General features: G+C 69.8%; 12 protein-coding genes. 8 read left to right on the top strand and 4 right to left on the bottom strand.

The features are described from left to right. Positions 1 to 124 precede the first annotated feature (124 nt). On the top strand, positions 125 to 1042 hold the full coding sequence (locus WMF14_RS33395; protein ID WP_272095030.1) for a TIGR01777 family oxidoreductase: 918 nt from the start codon (positions 125 to 127) through the stop codon (positions 1040 to 1042). 611 nt (positions 1043 to 1653) lie between these two features. Here WMF14_RS33395 and WMF14_RS33390 read toward each other — a convergent pair. Continuing rightward, complete coding sequence (locus tag WMF14_RS33390; protein WP_437792835.1) at positions 1654 to 3510, bottom strand: HEAT repeat domain-containing protein; 1857 nt, start codon at positions 3508 to 3510, stop codon at positions 1654 to 1656. A gap of 378 nt (positions 3511 to 3888) precedes the next feature. Between WMF14_RS33390 and WMF14_RS33385 the strand changes: the two genes are divergently transcribed. The 4 genes from WMF14_RS33385 (at position 3889) to WMF14_RS33370 (ending at position 7953) form a co-directional block, all read left to right on the top strand. Then, the gene (locus WMF14_RS33385; RefSeq protein WP_437792834.1) at positions 3889 to 5124 is read left to right on the top strand and encodes a glycosyl hydrolase family 18 protein; all 1236 of its coding nucleotides are present in this window, start codon (positions 3889 to 3891) and stop codon (positions 5122 to 5124) included. Positions 5125 to 5330: 206 nt separating this feature from the next. After that, positions 5331 to 5918 (top strand): thioredoxin family protein, encoded by a 588-nt coding sequence (locus tag WMF14_RS33380; RefSeq protein ID WP_437324053.1) that lies wholly within the window; start codon positions 5331 to 5333, stop codon positions 5916 to 5918. A gap of 371 nt (positions 5919 to 6289) precedes the next feature. After that, the gene (locus WMF14_RS33375; protein WP_437792831.1) at positions 6290 to 7162 is read left to right on the top strand and encodes an STAS domain-containing protein; all 873 of its coding nucleotides are present in this window, start codon (positions 6290 to 6292) and stop codon (positions 7160 to 7162) included. Positions 7163 to 7197: 35 nt separating this feature from the next. Beyond that, complete coding sequence (locus WMF14_RS33370; RefSeq protein ID WP_437792830.1) at positions 7198 to 7953, top strand: SAM-dependent methyltransferase; 756 nt, start codon at positions 7198 to 7200, stop codon at positions 7951 to 7953. 201 nt (positions 7954 to 8154) lie between these two features. On the opposite strand, the gene WMF14_RS33365 is transcribed toward WMF14_RS33370, so the two are convergent. Continuing rightward, the gene (locus WMF14_RS33365) at positions 8155 to 9663 is read right to left on the bottom strand and encodes a hypothetical protein (RefSeq protein ID WP_272095024.1); all 1509 of its coding nucleotides are present in this window, start codon (positions 9661 to 9663) and stop codon (positions 8155 to 8157) included. 2 nt (positions 9664 to 9665) lie between these two features. Further along, on the bottom strand, positions 9666 to 11876 hold the full coding sequence (locus tag WMF14_RS33360; RefSeq protein WP_437792827.1) for an SUMF1/EgtB/PvdO family nonheme iron enzyme: 2211 nt from the start codon (positions 11874 to 11876) through the stop codon (positions 9666 to 9668). A gap of 487 nt (positions 11877 to 12363) precedes the next feature. Between WMF14_RS33360 and WMF14_RS33355 the strand changes: the two genes are divergently transcribed. After that, positions 12364 to 13752, top strand: a complete 1389-nt coding sequence (locus tag WMF14_RS33355; protein WP_437792825.1) for a porin — start codon at positions 12364 to 12366, stop codon at positions 13750 to 13752. A 124-nt stretch (positions 13753 to 13876) separates the two neighbouring features. On the opposite strand, the gene WMF14_RS33350 is transcribed toward WMF14_RS33355, so the two are convergent. Beyond that, positions 13877 to 16084 (bottom strand): metallophosphoesterase, encoded by a 2208-nt coding sequence (locus WMF14_RS33350; RefSeq protein ID WP_437792823.1) that lies wholly within the window; start codon positions 16082 to 16084, stop codon positions 13877 to 13879. Between the two features lie 390 nt (positions 16085 to 16474). Here WMF14_RS33350 and WMF14_RS33345 point away from each other — a divergent pair, with 390 nt between their 5' ends. Together WMF14_RS33345 and WMF14_RS33340 are read left to right on the top strand one after the other, a co-directional pair. Then, a complete protein-coding gene (locus tag WMF14_RS33345; RefSeq protein ID WP_437792821.1) occupies positions 16475 to 17239 on the top strand; it encodes a peptidyl-prolyl cis-trans isomerase in 765 nt (254 codons plus the stop codon). A 101-nt stretch (positions 17240 to 17340) separates the two neighbouring features. Continuing rightward, entirely contained in the window at positions 17341 to 18240 is a 900-nt protein-coding gene (locus tag WMF14_RS33340; protein ID WP_437792819.1) for a HupE/UreJ family protein, read from the top strand. Positions 18241 to 18285 lie beyond the last annotated feature (45 nt).

Genomic DNA, 18285 nt, shown 5'->3' with positions numbered 1-18285 from the left:
TCCGGCGTCTTACCGTCTCCAGCGCTCGGCGTCACGACTGGACAGCTGCCGGCCGTCCGAGCGCTCCCCGGGCGGCGCTCGAAGGGAAGCCCCGCCTCCGTCCGAGCCGTGATAGATAGATCGCGTGAAGACGGTTCTTGTCACTGGCGGCAGCGGGTTTATCGGGCGCGGTCTCGTGAAGGATCTGCTTGCGCGGGGTGATCGGGTGACGGTGCTGACGCGCGACGTGGGGCGGACGCAGGCGGCGCTGCCCGGGGCGCGCGTCGTGTCGTGGAGCTCGGACGCCCCGGGGGCGTGGTTCGAGGAGGTCGACGGCGTGGACGCGGTCGTCCACCTCGCGGGCGAGACCATCGTCAAGCGGTGGACCGAGGAGGCGCGGCGCGAGATCGTGAGGAGCCGCATCGACACGACCCGCCTCATGGGCGAGGCGATCGGCAAGGCCAAGCGCAAGCCCAGCACGTTCCTCTGCGCGTCCGCCGTGGGCTACTACGGCCCGCAGCCGGGCGAGAAGGTGCTCGACGAGGACGCGGCGCCCGGCGAGGGCTTCCTCGCCGACGTCGTCGTCCGCTGGGAAGAGGCGGCCCGCGCCGTCGAGGAGCAGCACGGCGTCCGCTCGGTGCAGCTGCGCATCGGCGTCGTGATCGGCGAGGGCGGCGGCGCGCTCGACAAGATGATCGCCCCCTTCCGGTTCTTCCTGGGCGGGCCCGTCGGCGACGGCAAGCAGGTCATCTCGTGGATCCACCGCGACGACGTCGTGGGGATGACCCTGCTCGCCCTGGACAACGAGGCGGTGCGCGGCCCCTTCAACATGACCGCGCCGTACGCGCAGACCGGCGACGAGGTCGCGCAGGCGATCGGCGCGGTGCTCCACCGGCCGTCGTGGCTCCGCGTGCCCGAGGCCGTGGTGAAGCTGGGGATGGGCGACGCGGCGGAGATCATCACCACCGGGCAGCGCGTCTATCCCAGGCGGGCGGAAGAGCTCGGATACAAGTTCCGCTACGCCCGCATCGTGCCCGCGCTCGAGTCGATCCTCCGCAGCTGAGCGCCCGGGCGCGGGTTGAGCTCCGGCCGCCCTGCGCGGCCGCCCTGCGCCAGGGCGCGGCCGAGCTCCGGCCGCCGTTGGATCGGCATCGGCGCGCGCTGGCGGCGGGCAGCTGGGCGCCGCGGTACGGCGCCCAGCTGCTGCCCACACGAGACAAGAGCCGCCGGTGGCGCGCTGAGAAGTCGACCTGTGTCGAGCAGCGCACCATCGGGAGCCCGGACGGCGGTTTCCCAGCGCTCCCCCAAGCGCTCCGTCCGCTTCCATGCTTACGCCATCGCGCTCCGAGACGCTCTCGGGATGAGTTGGATTGGCGCGTGCAGGGTATCCCGACTGGATGTCGACGTGCACCCTCCAGAAGCGCTGCGAGAACCAAACTCGTTAGGGGAATCCCCTTGCCGCAGCGCACAATCGCGGGGTTGCTCGTCTGACTCGCCTGAGGCTCGTCCGAGGCGCGGTCTCCGGTGCGTGAGAGAGGGGAGGAGCCAGGCGCAGTCTGCGCTCGCTGCCCGGACAGCGGATCACCCCCGCGCGGCTCCGTTGTGGTTCGTTGTGGAGCCCGGGCGCTGCCGGCGGGCGCGCGGTCGTGCTGGCGCGTGGTCGTGCAGGCGCGCTCAGGGGCTGAGGCCACGACTCTGGAGGATCTCTCGCACCACCGCCTGCGCGGAGCCTGTCAGCTCGGCGAGCGAGCCGCGGGCGAGCTCCACGAACTTCATGCCGCGCACGCGCTTGAGCGCCTCGACGGCCACGGCGCGCTCCTCGGCGCCCTCGTGCTGGAGGATGCCGAGGAGCATCTCGCCGGCCTCGAGGGTGTCGATCTTCGCGATCGCCCGCACGGCGCTGGCGCGCACGGCGGCGGCCTGCGACTCGCGGTAGATGCGGGCGAGCGGATCGAAGGCGTGGGCGAAGCGCAGCTCTTCCAGCGCGCGGGCGGCCTCGTGGACCACGGTGGGATCGGGATCCACGAGCGCGTCGCGGATCGTGATGAACGTGCGCTTGTAGAGGAAGTGGGAGAGCGCGCGGACGACGGCCACCCGGATCTTCGGCTCGGCGCGGCGGAACAGGCGCTCGAGCGGCGAGAGGATCGTGTAGAGCTCGACCGTCGCGAGCTGCTCCGCGAGGCTGATGAGCTGCTGCGCGGGGGCGGCCTCGGGCGTCGCGCCCTCGACGGCGAGCGCGGTCAGCCGGGCGAGCATGGCGCGGCGGCGGGTGACCTCGGACCACTGCGCCGGGTCGAGCACGATGTCGCCGCACGCCTGGGCGGCGCTGCCGGTCTGCTCCCACTCGACGAGGTCGATGTGCCAGACGTCCGGGAAGCCGAGCTCGTGGCGGAGGTGCGCGGGCAGCGGCGAGGCGTCGATCGGCAGGTCCTGCGCGTTCACGTAGCGGCGGCCGGCGCGGGCGTAGTGCTTCTTCCGGGTCTCCTCGAGCGGCAGCTGCGTGAGGGCGCGGTAGACGCCGCCCACCTTGCTGTACTGCCCCGCCTCGCCGAGCGCGATCACGGCGGCGAGCAGCGCGTTCTCGGCGATCTCGGGGGGGGCGGCGCGCTTCTGCGAGACGGCGGACACCTCTTGCCAGAGGCGGGCCTGCGCGAGCACGGCGAAGTTGGCGACGGCGGTGAGCCCCTCTTTCCGGGCGTACGCGGCCATCTCGCGGGCGAGCGTCGCGGCGGCGGAGATCTCGCCCTGCTTCTCGGCCGCGGCGACGGCCTCCTCGTAGGACTGGAGCGCGTAGTAGCGCAGGTGGTCCTCGCGCAGGATGCGGATGACGTTCACGTAGCCCTCGAGCACGTGCTCGAAGGCGCGGCTCTCGCGCCCGACGGCGATGAGGACCTGGTAGCAGTCGAAGGCGCGCTCGCGCTGGCCGATGGTCTCGTACCTGTCGGCGGCCTCCTCGAGCAGGTGGACGGAGGCGAAGACGGCCTCGCGCGCCGCCGCGGCGTCGCCCGTGCGGAGCGAGGTGCGGGCGAGGTTGAAGCGGGCGAGGCCGGCGGCGTAGAGGTCGCTGCCCGACGAGGAGAGCAGCTGGGCGAGGCGCGACCAGAGGGCGCGGGCGCGGGCGAAGTCCTGGCCGCGCTCGCGGGCGATGGCGGCCTGCGCGACGAGGCCGGCGGCCTCGTACTCGTCGGCGGCGCGGCCGTAGAGCCGCTTCTGCCGCTCCGGGTCCTGCTCGCGCTCGGCCCAGGCGAGCACGGTGCGCGCGCGGTCGATGGGCGGGACCTTGGCGATGAGCGGGCGCTGGCTCTGCTCGTTGCCGCCGTACCAGGAGACGGTGAGCGCGCTCCGCGCGTCGCCCAGCCGGACCAGCACGTCGCGGAGCTCGTCCGTCATGGCGACGTACTCCTCCTCGCGGGCGATGGTGTGCTGGAGGGCGCTGAAGAGCGCGTCGCGCGCGCGCGTGAGATCGCTCCTGGCCAGCGCGGAGCGGGCCTCGTCGCGGAGCTCGTGCAGGGGGCGGACGCCTTGGGTCATGCCGGGAGCGAGCGTAGTACACCCGCCCTGGCCGAGGGAGCGGCGGGCGCGTGCGTGAGCGTCGCCGGCCCTGCCGCCGGCGGAGGGAGGCGCGAGGGCGCGGCGTGTGGGGCGAGGGCTTGAGGCATCCCCTCAAATTCTTCGGAAAATTCACAGGGAGACGGGGAGGCGGGGAGGGAAATCTTCAAAATACTCCCCGTCTCCCCGCCTCCCTGTTCAATTTTTCGCTGAAAATGGCTGCAAAATAAGGGGATTCCTTAAGGGCGCGGGGATGGAGTAGGCGTCAAACGGCGCATCGCGGGCTCGGCGTGAGGCGGCCCGCGGAAGCGTGAGAACCGGGCTGTCGATGCGGCGGCGGGCTGCTAGAGCGCGGCCGATATGAAGCTGTTTCACCAGACTCTGATGCTCGCCTGCTCCGCCGCGTTCTCCGTCTCTTGCGGTGGCGCGGCCGAGCGCGCGCCGTCGCTCGACGAGGTGGGGAGCGCCGAGCTCTCGGCGTCGGCCGCGCCCCGTGCGCAGCGCGCGGGCCAGGCGGCGCGCGCGCCGGGCGATCACCGCTTCTGCGGGTGGCTGCACGAGTTCCTCGGAGATCCCGAGTCGACGGAGCTCGGATACGACACCTTCGCGGCCCACGCCGGGGCGTTCGACGCCGTGCACCCGAAGTGGTGGCGCGTCGCCTCGCCGACCAGCTTCGAGAACCACCCGCGCGGCCGGGAGGCGCCGTTCGCCGGCTTTCACGACCGGCGCGTCCTCGACGGCACGACGGCCGGCGGCGCGCCGACCCGGCTCATCCCCCTCATCGCCGCCATCGACCGGCCCGACGTCGCCGCCGTGCACGCCATGCTCCACGATCCCGCGCTCCGGGCGCGGCACGTGGCGGGCGTCGTCGCGCTCGTGATGGAGAACCGCTACGACGGGATCGACATCGATTACGAGCACCTCTCGTCCGTCCTCGGGCCGGGCGAGACCGTCCGGGCCGAGCGGGCCGCGTTCTCGGTGTTCATCGACGAGCTCGCGCGCGCCCTCCACGCGCAAGGAAAGGAGCTCTCGCTCGCGGTGCCGGCGGTCGGGTCCGCGAAGGGCGTATTCGATTACGAGGCGCTGAGCGCCTCGGCGGATCACGTGCACGTGATGAGCTACGACTACCACTGGCACGGCGGACCGCACGTGGGCCCGGTCGCGCCGCTCGGGTGGCTCGAGGAGACCGTCTCGTACATCGGGTCGCTCGACGGCGGGGCGCGCCGCGAGAAGTTCATCTTCGGGCTGCCGAACTACGGTCTCCTCGGGCCGGAGGCGCCGGGGAGCGGGGGCGCCGTGGTGGGGTGCGAGCCGCTCAGCAAGTGCCTGGAGCTCGCGGGCGACGGCTACGAGACGAGCACCGACCACATGAGCCGGTGCCCGGACGACGAGGGCGGGCGGCTGGCCGCGGGGAGGTCGCCGAACCGGCTCCTCGCGAGCGGCGAGCGCCTCTTCTTCGAGGATCTCGCGTCGCTCGAGGAGAAGGTCGTCGTCGCCGAGCAGGGTGGGCTCGGCGGGGTGACGTACTGGAGCATCGGCGGCGAGCCGGGCGGGGCGGCGTTCTTCTCGATGATCGAGCGCCACTTCCCGAGGTGACCGCCGCGCCCCGCGGGCGCCCCATGGCCCTGCCGGGACAGGCGCTCAGACCTTGAGCGCGCCCCGGCGGTGGAGAGGGCAGGGGAGCGCGAGCCGCGCGAGCCAGAGGACGGCCGCCGCGGGCGCGGGGGGCGGGGGAGGTGTTCAGCGGCGAGGGCCGCGGCGTGGTAGGGTGCGCGCCGTCACAGCGAGAGGAGAATCCTGTCATGGCACGCACCCCGTCCACGATGCTTGAGCTGGGCACCCCGGCGCCCGACTTCAGGCTGCCCGACTTCACCGGAAAGCAGGTCGCGCTGTCGGATTTCACCAGGCAGCGGGCGCTCCTCGTGATGTTCATCTGCAATCATTGTCCGTTCGTCAAACACATCCGCCACGAGCTCGCCCGGCTGAGGCGAGATTATGGCGCTGACGACGTGGCCATCGTGGCGATCAACTCGAACGATATCGTCGCGTATCCAGCCGACAACGCCGAGGCGATGGCCAGAGAGGCGCGCGAGGTCGGCTACACGTTCCCTTACCTCCTCGACGAGGCCCAGCAGGTCGCCAGGGCGTACCGCGCCGCCTGCACGCCGGATTTCTACCTCTTCGGCCCGGATCGCCGGCTGGTCTACCGCGGTCAGCTCGACGACAGCCGCCCTGGCAACGAGGTCCCCGTGACGGGCCGCGATCTCCGCGCCGCCATCGACGCGGTGCTCTCCTCGGCGCCTGTCCCCTCGGAGCAGCGCCCGAGCATCGGCTGCAACATCAAGTGGAAGCCCGGCAACGAGCCGGCGTATCACGGCAGAACGCCGTAACGATCCCGAGGCGTACGAGGCGAGGTCGCCCCCGTCGGGCGCCGCTCTGGGCAGAACTGGCTCTGAAGGGGCGCGGGCCACACCTTGTGCGGTGGTCTCGCCGCTGCAGGCCGCTTTTGTCATGGAACATAGACAGTCAGGACACTGATACGATAGATACACAGCATGGGGGGAGTGAGACCGCATCTCGGGGGCGCGTTCCTCGCGAAGCCATACATTCGCCTTCATGGTGAGTGGATCGCGGCACGGGGCCGAGGTCCATTCCAGTCTGGCTCTCGGATCAACAAGCCCGATTCGAAGGCGGTCTACTCTCCTACTTCATGAGCACCTCTACGACATAACACGGCCAAGACCGAGGAAGCGGACCTCCTATGCAGAGCTGGATCGGCCCGGAGCGCCAGGCGCTGGCGAAGAGCGCGGCGAAGGTGCTCAAGGACAACGCCCTACACAACCGCAGCGGTCTCCCACCATTTCGATTGCCGCAGGTCGCGCAGCAGATCCTCGACGAGCTGTTCCATTTCTCCTCTGCCGGCGACACGGCGCCCGTCGTGTCGCTCGGGCAAGAGCTCGGGCAGCGGGGGCTCGGGCTGCGGGCTCTCCTCGGGCTGAGCCGTGTCCTCTTGCGCGAGGTGCTGGCGCGTCTGCCTGGAAGTACGCCCGGAGCGCTGGAGGCGGTGGCGCTCGTGAACGACTACCTGACGCTGCTCGTGGACGCGGTGGCGGAGCAGGAGAAGCGCGAGGTCGGCGTCCAGCGCGACGAGATGCAGCTCGCGCTCGAGCGCGCCATCCATAACCGCGAGCGCGAGCTGCGCCGTGTGATCATCGAGCTCTCGACGCCGATCATGCCCGTGTATGATCATATCTTGGTGCTGCCGCTCGTTGGAAAGCTCGATACCGAGCGAGCGGGGAGGATCACCGAGTGCCTCTTGCGAGAGGTGGTGGACCGGCAAGCGCGCACCGCGATCATCGACGTGACCGGCGTGCCGGCGATGGACGCGGAGGCCGTCGACGCGCTCGTGCGCACCGCGCGTGCGCTCGACCTCCTCGGCACCCACCCGGTGCTGGTCGGCATCCGCCCCGAGGCAGCCCGCGCGCTGAGCGATCAGGACGCCCACCTCGCGGGCATCGTGGTCCTGGCCAATCTTCAGAGCGGCATCCTCTATGCGCTGCGGCGGGAAGGGCTCGAGGTCTGTGGCAGTTCGTCCCCGCAGCGAGGGGCTGCTCGCTCGTATCGCGGCCGTTGACGGGCGCGCCGTGAGCTCACCCCAGGGAGGAAACCATGGAGATTGACACCACCAAGCCGCATGTCGGTCGGGTTTACGACTACGTTCTCGGAGGGCACCACAACTACGAGGTGGATCGCGTCGCTGCCACGGCGATCATGAAGCTCGTACCCACCTATCCGAAATATGCGAAGCTCAACCGCTGGTTCATCCAGCTCGTGGGGCAGCAATGGTCCGAGGCGGGTATCACGAGCGTGCTCGATCTCGCCTCGGGGTTACCGACGCAGGGCCATCTCAACGACTACCTGCCTGATGCGCGCATCCTGTTTTCGGACGTCGACCCGGTGAGCGTGATCTACGGCGAGCAGATCCTGGCTGACAAGCCGGACATGCGCTACATCCAGGCCGATCTGCGAGACCCGTCGCCGTTGCTCGCGGCGGCGGCGCGGTTCTTCGGCGCAGAGCGCCGCATCGCGGTCGGAGGCATCGGCATCCTCTACATGATGGACGATGAGAGCTCGCGCGACCTCCTGCGGAAGCTGCACGCGTTCTGCGCCCCTGGCAGCGTGCTGGCGCTCAGCTTCATCATGTCGCGCGGCGCCGCGGCGGCGGGCCAGCTGAGCAGCGCCGGATCCCTCGCCGGGGTCAAGGTCTACCCGCGCACGCCCGAGGAGATCGCGGCGCTCATTGCCCCATGGAAGGTGGATGAATGCCGGCCTCTGGCGGAGTGGCTCGGCATCGACGACTTCATTACCGAGGAGGAGTACGAGGTGAACCCGTTCGAAATGCGGGGCCTGATCGCGCATCACTGAAGGAAAGTCCGCTCCCCATCTCCCCATCTATTCCCGTACGCCCGAGGAGGGAAGTCCCGCTGCACGGCGCCTGGTGGATGGTCCGTTCCCCATCTCCCCATCAATATCGGTAGGCCCGAGGAGGGAGGTGGTGCCGCACGGCGCCTGGGGGATGGGCCGATGTCTGAGCACGTGGCCTGAGCCTTGCCCAGCGGGCAAGGCTCAGGCCACGTGCGAGTTCGGCGGGGCCCCCAGGCGCCGTGCGGCACCACCTCCCTCCTCGGGCCGGTCCTGCCGGTCCTGCCGGTCTTTCTCCCCGAGGATCGCCTTGGCCGCGCTAGCCCGAGCCGCCCCACTCGCCACCGTCGCGTGGTCCACCACCCAGTGCGCATCCAGCAGATCCAGGTAGTCGAGGTCCAGCTGCCCCCCCGACGGCAGCATGAACACCGCCGAGATGTGCGCGTGGCTCTGCACCGCCTGCACCATCTCCCGCGGGATGTAGAGCGCCGCGTGCGTGAAGAGGTGCACCACCGGCGTCCGCGGATCGTGGTGCCGCGTCAGATCGAGATCCGTCGCGAGCTCCGCGAACACCCGCGCCGGGTTCCTCCCTCGCTCCCCCTTGAACGACAGCAGGTGCGCCGTCGGCAGCTGCCCGTTCTTGGCCCGGTAGAGCTCGTAGAGCCGCGCGTCGAAGAAGCGGAACGCCACGTCCTCGCCCTCCAGCAGCAGCCGCTTGCCCGTCGCGATCGCCATCCCCCGGGCGAACGTCTGGCGATCGCCGCGCATCGACGCCGACGCGTCGATGAGCAGGTAGTGGATGCGCCGCTGCTCGTCGCGGCTCTGCTCGCGCGCGAAATACAGCACCTCGTTGTCCGCGATGCGGCGCGCCAGCTCCATGTCGTCCCACGCGAGCTCCGTCAGCACCATGCTGTCGATCGAGCCGCGCGTGCCCAGCCCCGAGTAGCCGTGCGCCGCCGTCGTCCCCGCGGCCGGGCGCGTCTTCGTCTCGAGCACGCTCGGCAGGATCTCCAGCGAGAAGTTGACGATGTCGTTCGCCTCGGGCGACGAGAGCGCCGCGAGCAGATCGACCTGGGCGAGCGCCCCCGCCGACGCCTCCGAGCCCAGCATGCCGAACAGGCGCAGCGTCTCGATGTCGAGCGCGTCCGACATCGTGAGCACGTACAGCCGCGAGACGTCGAGCGCCTCCAGCGCCCGCTGCTCGAACTCGCGCCGCGCCGACAGGAACAGCCCGCGGAGCTGCGGCTCGATCCCCTCGAAGAGCGCCGCGTCCGCCGGGAGCATCGCGCGGTAGGCCGGCGGCGCGTGGGTCCGCGCCGCGACCGCGCCGAAGAGGCGCGACAGCACGACCGTCACCAGGTCGTCGCTCATCCGGAGCTGCGCCGCGCATCGCGCCGCCTCGCTCTCGGCGAGCTCCCGGAGCACCGCCCGGTACCCCTCCACGATGCGCTCCGCGTCCCGGAGCCGGCCCGCGAGCTCCTTCGGGTCGCAGCGCGGGCCGAGCTCCAGATGCTCGCGCGGCGTCGAGAAGAGCAGGCCCGCGTCGTGCACCAGCGCGAACGGCAGGACCACCCCGAGCCGCTCCAGGCTCTGGTGCCACCGGATCGCGCGCAGCGCGAGCGACGAGCTCAGCGGGCGCACCTGCGAGAACGCCAGCGTGCCGAGCGGGCCGGCGATGGAGGGGTTCGCGAGCTGCGACGTCGGGACCGGCACGGTTACAGGCGCGCGGCGCAGCGGAAGCCGATGCCCGGCGCGCTCGCCGTCGCGAGCTGGTGGTAGCGGAACGCCGGGTTGAGCCAGAGCGCGAAGCCGCCGTTGTAAGCGCCGCCCCGGATCGCCTTGCGATCGCCGGCCGGCGCCCCCTTCGGGTTCACCTGCTCCTCGTCCTTGTAGGTCTCGAACCAGTCCGCGGTCCACTCCCACACGTTGCCGACAACGTCGTCGGCCCCGAACTTCGTCCTGCCGTTCGGGAACGAGCCGACCGGCGCCGTGCCGGCGAAGCCGTCGTCGGCCTCGTACATGCGCTCGCTCGGCTTGAGCCCGTGCGCCTTCTCCCACGCCGTGCACTCGGTGCCGCACGCGTTCATGAAGGTTTGATCGCCCGGCTTGTCACCCCAGGGGAATTTGCGCCCGTCGGAGCCGCGCGCCGCGTACTCCCACTCCGCCTCGGTCGGCAGGCGCTTGCCGTGGACCTGGCAGTAGGCGTTCGCGAGGCTCCACGGTAAGCAGTTGATCGGGTGCTTCGCGAGCTCGGGCTTGCCGAAGGTGCACTGCTCGGCGAGGACCGTCAGCGTCTTCTGGTGCGCCGCGGCGGGCGAACCGTCCGTGTTCGGGAAGTCGGGCGCGGCCGGGGGCCGCTTGCACTCTCCCTTGTCCGAGCACGCCATGTAGTCGCCCGCGGTCACCTCGTGGACGTCGATGCAGAACGTGTCGATCGTCACCTTGTGCGCGGGCTGCCACAGCTTGAACTCCGGCTCGTCGGAGCCCATGAAGAACTTGCCGCCCGGGACGAGCACCATGCCTGCAGGGCACTCGGCCGGCCGCTCGGAGAGCGCTGCCGCCGCGGTCGCGGCGCTCGCCGTCGGCGTCGCCGCGGTGGCGGACGCGGTCGCGACCGGCGCGCTCCGTGACGCTTCCCCCGCAGGCGGCGCGCCGCGCAGCAGGTTCCAGGTGATCGCGCCGCCGGCCGCGAGCGCGAGCGCGACGCCGCCGAGCAGCAGCGGGCCCTTCGACCTCGGCGCCGCGTCGCTCGCGGCGCCCCCCGCGGCGCTCGACCCGGCCACGGAGACCGGCTGCGACGTTGGCGTGGGCAGCGGCCCCGGGGCCGTGGAGGGCGCCGCCATCGTCGGCGCGGTCTGCGCCTGCAGCGAGATCCGCGGCGAGGACGGGAGCCGCGGCGCGGACGCGCGGGGCGACGGCGCGCCGGACGGGGGCGCGAGCGAGCTGCCGCCCGTGGCGAGCGCCCAGGCCGGGTCCTCGGGGAAGACCGCCCGGTGCAGCGCCGACCAGAAGCGGCCCATGGTGGGGAAGCGGTCCGCCGGCGCGACGGCGAGCGCCTTCGCGAAGACCGCCTCGACCTCGTCGCTGACCGCGAGGCCGAGCGTCCGCGGGGTCGGCCGGCGCGACGGATCGCGGCTCGCGACCGCGAGCTGGAGGTAGTCGTCGCCTTGCAGCGCCGGCGCTCCGCCGAGCATCACCTCGATCATGATGAGCGCCATCGCGAAGACGTCGGTCCAGGGCCCTGTCGCGCCGTGGGTGCGGCTGAACTGCTCGGGCGCGCCGTAGCTCGGCGTGAACGCGGTGATGTCCTTGCCCGTGTGGGCGAGCGCCGTCGCCGCCGCCGCGTGGTCGGCCATCACCTTGGCGATGCCGAAGTCGAGCACCTTCACGAACGTGGAGGCGTCGCGCGGCTGGCCGACGACGAACAGGTTCGCCGGCTTGATGTCGCGGTGCGCGATGCTCCGCGAGTGCACGAGATCGAGTGCGATCGCGGCCGACTCGAGCAGCGCCATCGTCGCGCGCAGGTCGCGCGGCGGCGCGCCGTCGCTCGTCTCGTCGAAGAGGACCTGATCGAGCGGCCTGCCGTCGAGCCACTCGAGGACCATGTAGGGCAGCCACTGCCCGTCCGGCGCGTTGAACGTGCCGATGTCGCGGGCCTGGACGATCGCGGCCGAGCGGCTGGAGAGCTCGGTCATGAGCTTGCCCTCCTGGATGAACGCCTGGAGCAGCTGCTCTCGCTGCTCGGCCGGCGCGCCCGCGAGGAGGGTGAAGCACTTGAGGGCGACGGGCTGCTTCCAGATGACGTGCTCGGCCCTGTAGACGACGCTGAAGCCGCCTTCGCCCACGGCGTGATCGATCCTGTACTTGTCGGCGATCAGGCTGCCGGCGATGTTGAGCGGATCGCTGCGGTCCGGGTTCTGGCTCATGAGATCCCTACGCACCGCGGCGGGGCGCCGATCGGAGCGCCTCGTGCGTGCGTCGGGGCCATCTTAGTTGCCTCGCGGTCGGTTGAAACCCTTTCGCGCGATCCCGGGCCCTCGCCGGCCGAAGGCGCCGCCCGCTCCGGGCGTCCGGTATGATGGATGTTCCAAGGCCCGTGGGATGGTGAGAGAGCCCGCATTTACGGATTTTTGTGATCGCGATCCATGCCTTGACATGGATTTTCGTCCGTTATATTGGATGACGACCTCGGTGGTTCCCTGCTGGCGTCGCTGCTGCCCAGCCGGGTGCTCCTGATCGCGGCCTCTCGTCTGCGCGTCGTCCGTGGGACGCCGAGCGCAGGCCGGGGAGCGATGGTCCGCCGCCTGCGAGGGCGTTGTGTGCCTTCGCGCCGGCGGCCGGTGCCGGCCGTGCGCGCCGCGCGTAGAGCGCCGTGCGCCGTCAGCAGCTGGTTTGATTCGAGGAACAACGCGCTTGAAATCGATCAACGGAAAGAAGTCGCACACGGTCCGCGCGGCAGCGGCGCTCTCGTTCGCCGCCGCCGCTCTCCCCTTCCAGGCGTCCGCTCAGCAGCCCGCGGCGCCGCCCCAGGCCCCGGCGCCGCAGGAGACCGCGGCGGCGGCCGGCGTCGAGCCGCTGAGTCGACGCGTTGAAGAGCTCGAGCAGCAGCAGCGCGCGCTGATCGAGCGCCTCGAGGCCGAGCGCAAGGCGGCCGCCGAGGAGCGGGCCAGCGCGGAGAAGGACAAGGGCAGCGGCGTCAAGGTGACGGCGGCCGCTGGAAAGGGCTTCACCGTCAAGACGGCGGACGACAAGTTCTCGTCCACGATCCGGGCCCGCCTGCAGGTCCGCGAGACCATCACGCACACGGGAGAGGACGATACGCACGAGATCAACGTGAGGACGGTGCGCCTCGCGACGAGCGGGCATGTCCTCACGCCCGATCTCAAGTACAACGTGCAGCTCGCCTTCGGCGGCAACGATTTCGAGAAGGACAGCCCTTCTCCCATCTTGGACGCCTTCATCGAGTACACAGGGATCCGCGATCTCAACGTGCGTGTTGGCCAGTTCCTCACCCCGTTCAACCGGGCGCGGACCCTGCGCGAGCCCTCCCTCCAGCAGACCGATCGCCCGATCGCCGTCCGCGAGTTCAACCTCGATCGCGACGTCGGCCTGATGTTCTCGTCGCCCGATCTCTTCGGCTTCGGAGGCAAGCTGTCGTACAACCTCTTCGTCGGCGGCGGCGAGGGGCGCAATCGCTTCGGCGGCCAGAAGCACGGCCCGCTCGCGGTGGCGCGGCTCGCCGTCCGCCCGTTCGGCGCGTTCGACGACGACCAGGACGCCGACCTCGCGCGCGAGGCGAAGCCCCGGCTCGCGGTGGGCGTCACGGGCGCCTACAACCACCAGACCAACCGCCAGAACAGCACCTTTGGCACGACGCTCACGCTCGGCGCGGCCGACTACCTGCACGGCGCGGCCGATCTCGTCTTCAAATATGCCGGCTTCTCGCTCTCGGCCGAGGCCGTCGTGCGCCACGCCAAGAAGGACTCCTTCGAGGGCGAGGTCGACGGCGCGGTCGTGCGGGAGTGGACCCGGTCGGGTTACGGCTATTTCGCCCAGGCGGGCTACCTGCTGACCGACCGGGTCGAGGTCGCCGCGCGCTGGGACCAGATCTTCGCGGAGCGCGGCACCGATCCGAAGCTCGTCGATCTCGTCGACGCGCAGGGCAAGCAGGTCGGCGGCGGGCTCAATGTGTACCTGAACGGCTATGCGCTGAAGCTCCAGGGCGATTATTTCTACATCTTCGGCAAGGAAGGCGCCGATGCCCGCCACGTCGGTCGCCTCCAGCTGGATGCCTCGTTCTGAAGGGGGACAGCCGCGCCCTGGGAGCGCGCACCGTGCGACGGCTCGCGCTCGCGGCCCGGTGATGCGCGCTGCAAGGCGGTGAGGCCGTCGGGCGCCCCGCGTTGCGAGGCCGCTGCGTCAACGTTCAATAATTGAAATTGCGAACGAGGATGAGCGCCTTCTCATTCCCATCCATGTCGTCTTCCCAGGCCACCACGAAGCGGCCCTGATCATCCATGGCAGTCACAGGGAGCCGCTGCTGGCCGCTCGAGTCGCTGTTGACGGTGAAATCGGCCCGATGCTGCGCGCCGGCGGCCGTGAAATCGCGCCCCAGGATCTGATACACGCCGTTGTCGTCCTGGTCATCCTGCCAGACCACCGCGAAAGCACCGTCGCCGCGCATCCCCACGCTGGGCGCGACCTGTTGACCATCCGCCACGCTGTTCATGGCCGTCACCCCGAAGCGCTCCGTGCCGGTGAACGTGAACCCGCGCGCATAGATCTGGTAGTAGCCGTTGTCGTCCTGGTCGTCCTCCCAGGCCACCACGAAGTTCCCGTTGTTCGCCATGCCGATCGACGGCATGGTGTGCTGCCCCGCGGTGTTCGTATTGACCGCCCTCTGCGCGAAGCGGTTGCCGCCCGTGGCGGTGAAACCTCGGTGGTAGATCTGGAAGTTGGCGTCGTCGTCCTGGTCGTCTTCCCAGGCGACGACGAAGTCACCATCCGAATCCATGGCGATGGCTGGATTGAACTGCTCGCCCGCAGCGACGCTGTTGACGGTGAACGTCGCGATGCGCTGAGCGCCGGCCGCGGTGAAGCCGCGCGCCAGGATCTGGTAGTACCCGTTCCCATCCTGGTCGTCTTCCCAGGCGACGACGAAATTGCCGCTGGCGTCGCAGGCCACCGCGGGCCTCGACTGCTGGCCGTCCGACACGGTGTTCACCGTACGATCATGGAAGCGCTCGCTGCCATTGGCATTGAAGCCGCGCGCCATGATCTCATAGACGCCATTGTCATCCTGATCGTCCTCCCACACCACCACGAATCTCCCCGAGTCGTCGATGGCCACGCTCGGGTGCCTCTGCTGACCTGAATCCACGCTGTTCACGGCGATCTGCGAGAACCGCGCGTTGCCGTCCGGGTCGAAGCCGCGCGCGTAGATCTGACCGACGCCGTTGTCATCGTGGTCATCCTCCCAGACCACGACGAAGTTGCCGTTCGGCGCCGTCGCGATCTCGGGATCGAAGTGCTTGCCCGTCAGCTGCACGTTGGCCATACGATCCTTGAACAAGATATCGTTGGCTGTGTAAGCGTACGCGGGCAACGCAGCCTGCATGTCGTAGCTGATGGCGTAGTTCTGCTGGTTGTGCTTGGTCGCCGTCGGGCTCTGCGCCTGGTTGTAGTTCAGGTACAGCGTCGCCTGGCAGTTCGCGAAGATCGCGCAGTTGCCGTCCTCGACGCTCAGCGTCTCCACCGAGATCTGATTCTGCGTCGGCTCGAACGTGAGGACGCGCAGCCAGCCGTTGCCCAGCGCATGGCCGTTGCCCAGGACCGGCTCATTCTGAAAGTCGTTCAGGATCTCGTGTACGATGTTGCCGTTGTTGCCGGTGCGGCGGCGATACGACACCCCCTGGATGTGTCCGCTCACCGACATGAACACGTTGCTGTGGCGCTGGATCAGCTCTTCCCAGAGGTCCACGCCGTCGCGGCCCTCGAGGTTGTAGCTGTCGGCGCAGCCGCTCGCGTGCTCGGCGTTGTTGTTCATGTGGCAGTGCGTGGCCACGATGACGCGGCGGTCCGGGTGGCTCGCGATGACCTGGTTCGCCCACGTCACGACGTCCTTGCGCGGCGCGAACTCGAGGCTCACCACCATGAACTTGAGCCCGCCGGCCTCGAAGTACGTGTAGTTGTTGATGTTCGACGCGTCGTAAGCGCCGCCGTAGAACGGCTCGCCCTCGTAGCGTGGCCGACCGAAGTAATCGGCGTACAGCGAGCTGCGCTTGTAGGCCTCGTTGCTCGGGTAGATGTCATGGTTGCCGATCGTCATGCTGTACGGCACGCCGGCGTTGTCCAGCAGCGCGTGCGCGGCGCTCGCCACGTCGTACTCGACCGCGGCGTCGTGATTGGTGATGTCGCCGAGGTGCACGGCGAACTTGATGTTGCGCGCGGCGCGGTTGTCGACGAGCCACTGCATCTGGTGCTCGTAGACCTCGTACGAGGAGAACTCGCTGTAGTTCTGGGTGTCGGGGATGAGCACGACCGAAAACGCGGCCTGCGCGCTCGCGGAGCGCGTCGCTACACACCACAACGCGAAGGCGGCTACGGCGAGCATCAAACGATAGGTTTTTGTCATGTGCGGGCGCTCCCCTGGCCAGAACGGACGAGCCTGACTCGATTCGCGGCCGCACTTGTACGCGGCGCAGGTTGCAACTCCGTGCGGCTCCGGTTACCTCTCGTTGCCGCTCGTCATGCGCTTCACGGCGATGTCTCGTCGTCCACCGTCAGGTCGCGGCTCCGTCGCGCCGCTGAAACAGAGACGCCACGGAGCGCGGGTAGCCTGCGCCGGGCTCACCGGTACGTGGGCTGGAACCGCTGACCCTCGAGAGCCATGACGCGAACCGCCGCCCCCAGAGCCGCTGACTCGACCGTGTTCGAGGGCGCACCGGGCCACACGGCCAAAGAGGCCAGGACCTTCGCCGGCTGGCTGCGGCGCATCGCCTCCGAGCCCTTCGTTCACTTCACGGTGCTCGGGGCGCTCGTGTTCGCCGGGCATCTCCTTTTGACCCGCACGCCCGATGTGCCCACGCTCGATGTCTCGGCGTCCAGGCAGCGAGAGCTCGTCAAGCTGTTCGAGCAACGTCAGGGCAGGGCCCCGAACGACAAGGAGCGCGAGCAGCTGATCCGGCGCTACGTCGAAGATGAAGCGCTGTTTCGCGAGGGCTTGCGCCTGTCCCTGGTGCACACCGACCCTATGCTGCGCGCGCAGGTCATCGCCCGCGTGCGCGGCATGCTGCAAGCCGAGCTCGACCAGAAGCCGCCCACGGACATCGAGCTGCAACGCTTCCATGAAGCGCATCTCACGGACTACGCGCTCCCTGAGACCATCAGCTATCGCGAGTACCTGATTCGCAGCGGCCCGGACGCCGACGGCGAGGCGCGGCGCCTCCTGTCGCTATTGGAACGACAAGAGACCGCCGACGGGCCGGGGCTGCCCATTCCGATCGACCATTCGCAGCGCTCCGAAGCACAGCTGGCCTCATTGTACGGCCCCGAGCTCGCGCACGAGCTCTGGATCTTGCCGAGCGGCAGCTGGCGAGAGCTGCGGTCCAGTGACGGGGTTCACATCGTGCGCGTCGCCGAGCGCACCGCTGGGTCGGAGCCCTCGTTCGCGACGATCCGCGAGCGGGTGAGCGCGGACTATCGCAAGGAGTGGACGGCGCGCGCGTTTCAAGCGGAGATCAGCCGCCTCACATCGCAGTGGCGCGTCCAGATCGCGGAGCGTCCATGACGAGCGGAAAGAGGCTGCGAGCGGCAGCGATGCTGTGGGTCATCCTGTGCTCGCTGTGCGCTGCGGCTGCGAGCGCGCACGCCCACACGCCCTCGCTGAGCGTGCTGGCGCTCGACGAGCGCTCGCCGGGCGAGTTCATCGCCAGCTGGGAGCGCACGCAGGGTATCCAGGACGTCCGCGCGGCTTACGACTTGCTGAAGCCCGTGTTCCCCGAGCACTGCCGGTTCGAGGCGCCGCGCCTCGATTGCGGCGCGCGCGGACTGGCAGGTCGCGTCGGGTTTGACGGCCTGGCCGATCTCTCCACCTCCGGGATGATCAAGATCCGGTGGGTGGACGGCAGTGACCAGATCCTGAGCCTGACGGCGGCGCAGCCGCACGTTCGAGTGTCAGAGGCCCGGACCGATACCAGCGCGCTGCGCGGGGTCTCCAATTTTATCTGGATCGGGATCACGCACATCTGGCTGGGGCTGGATCACTTGCTGTTCGTGGTGGGGCTGCTCTGGCTGCTGGACTCGTGGCGCGTGCTGATCAAGACCGTCACGGCGTTCACGGTCGCGCATAGCTTGACGCTGGGAGCGGCGACCTTCGGGCTGAGGGGCCTGCCTGCCGCCCCCGTCGAGGCCGTCATCGCGCTCAGCATCGCGTTCGTTGCCGTGGAGATAGCCGGCGAGGCACGCACGAAGCGGCCGAGCTTGACTCGCCGATGGCCCTGGTTCGTGGCGTTCTCGTTCGGTCTGTTGCACGGCTTCGGCTTCGCCAACGCGCTCGCGGAGCTCGAGCTCTCCAGCGCGGATCGCCCGATCGCGCTGCTCTGCTTCAACGTCGGCGTGGAGATCGGGCAGCTGGTGTTCATCGCGGGCTTGCTGGCGCTCCGCGCGGCCGTGCGTAGGCTCGGGCGCGCGTCGGGCGCCCGCCTCGCGACCGCCGGCTACTACGCGATGGGCACGCTGGCGATGTACTGGTTTTTTGAGCGGATCGCCGCTTTCGTCCCCGGCGTCTGACTGTCTGGCTGCCTTCGGCGAGCTGCGCTTCGTGCGAGCCCCTCG

Origin of the sequence: Sorangium sp. So ce693 (assembly GCF_051521375.1) — a bacterium.
Lineage (GTDB): Bacteria > Myxococcota_A > Polyangia > Polyangiales > Polyangiaceae > Sorangium > Sorangium atrum.
Note: the sequence above shows the minus strand (reverse complement) of the source record. Positions and strands in the feature narration are given on the sequence as shown.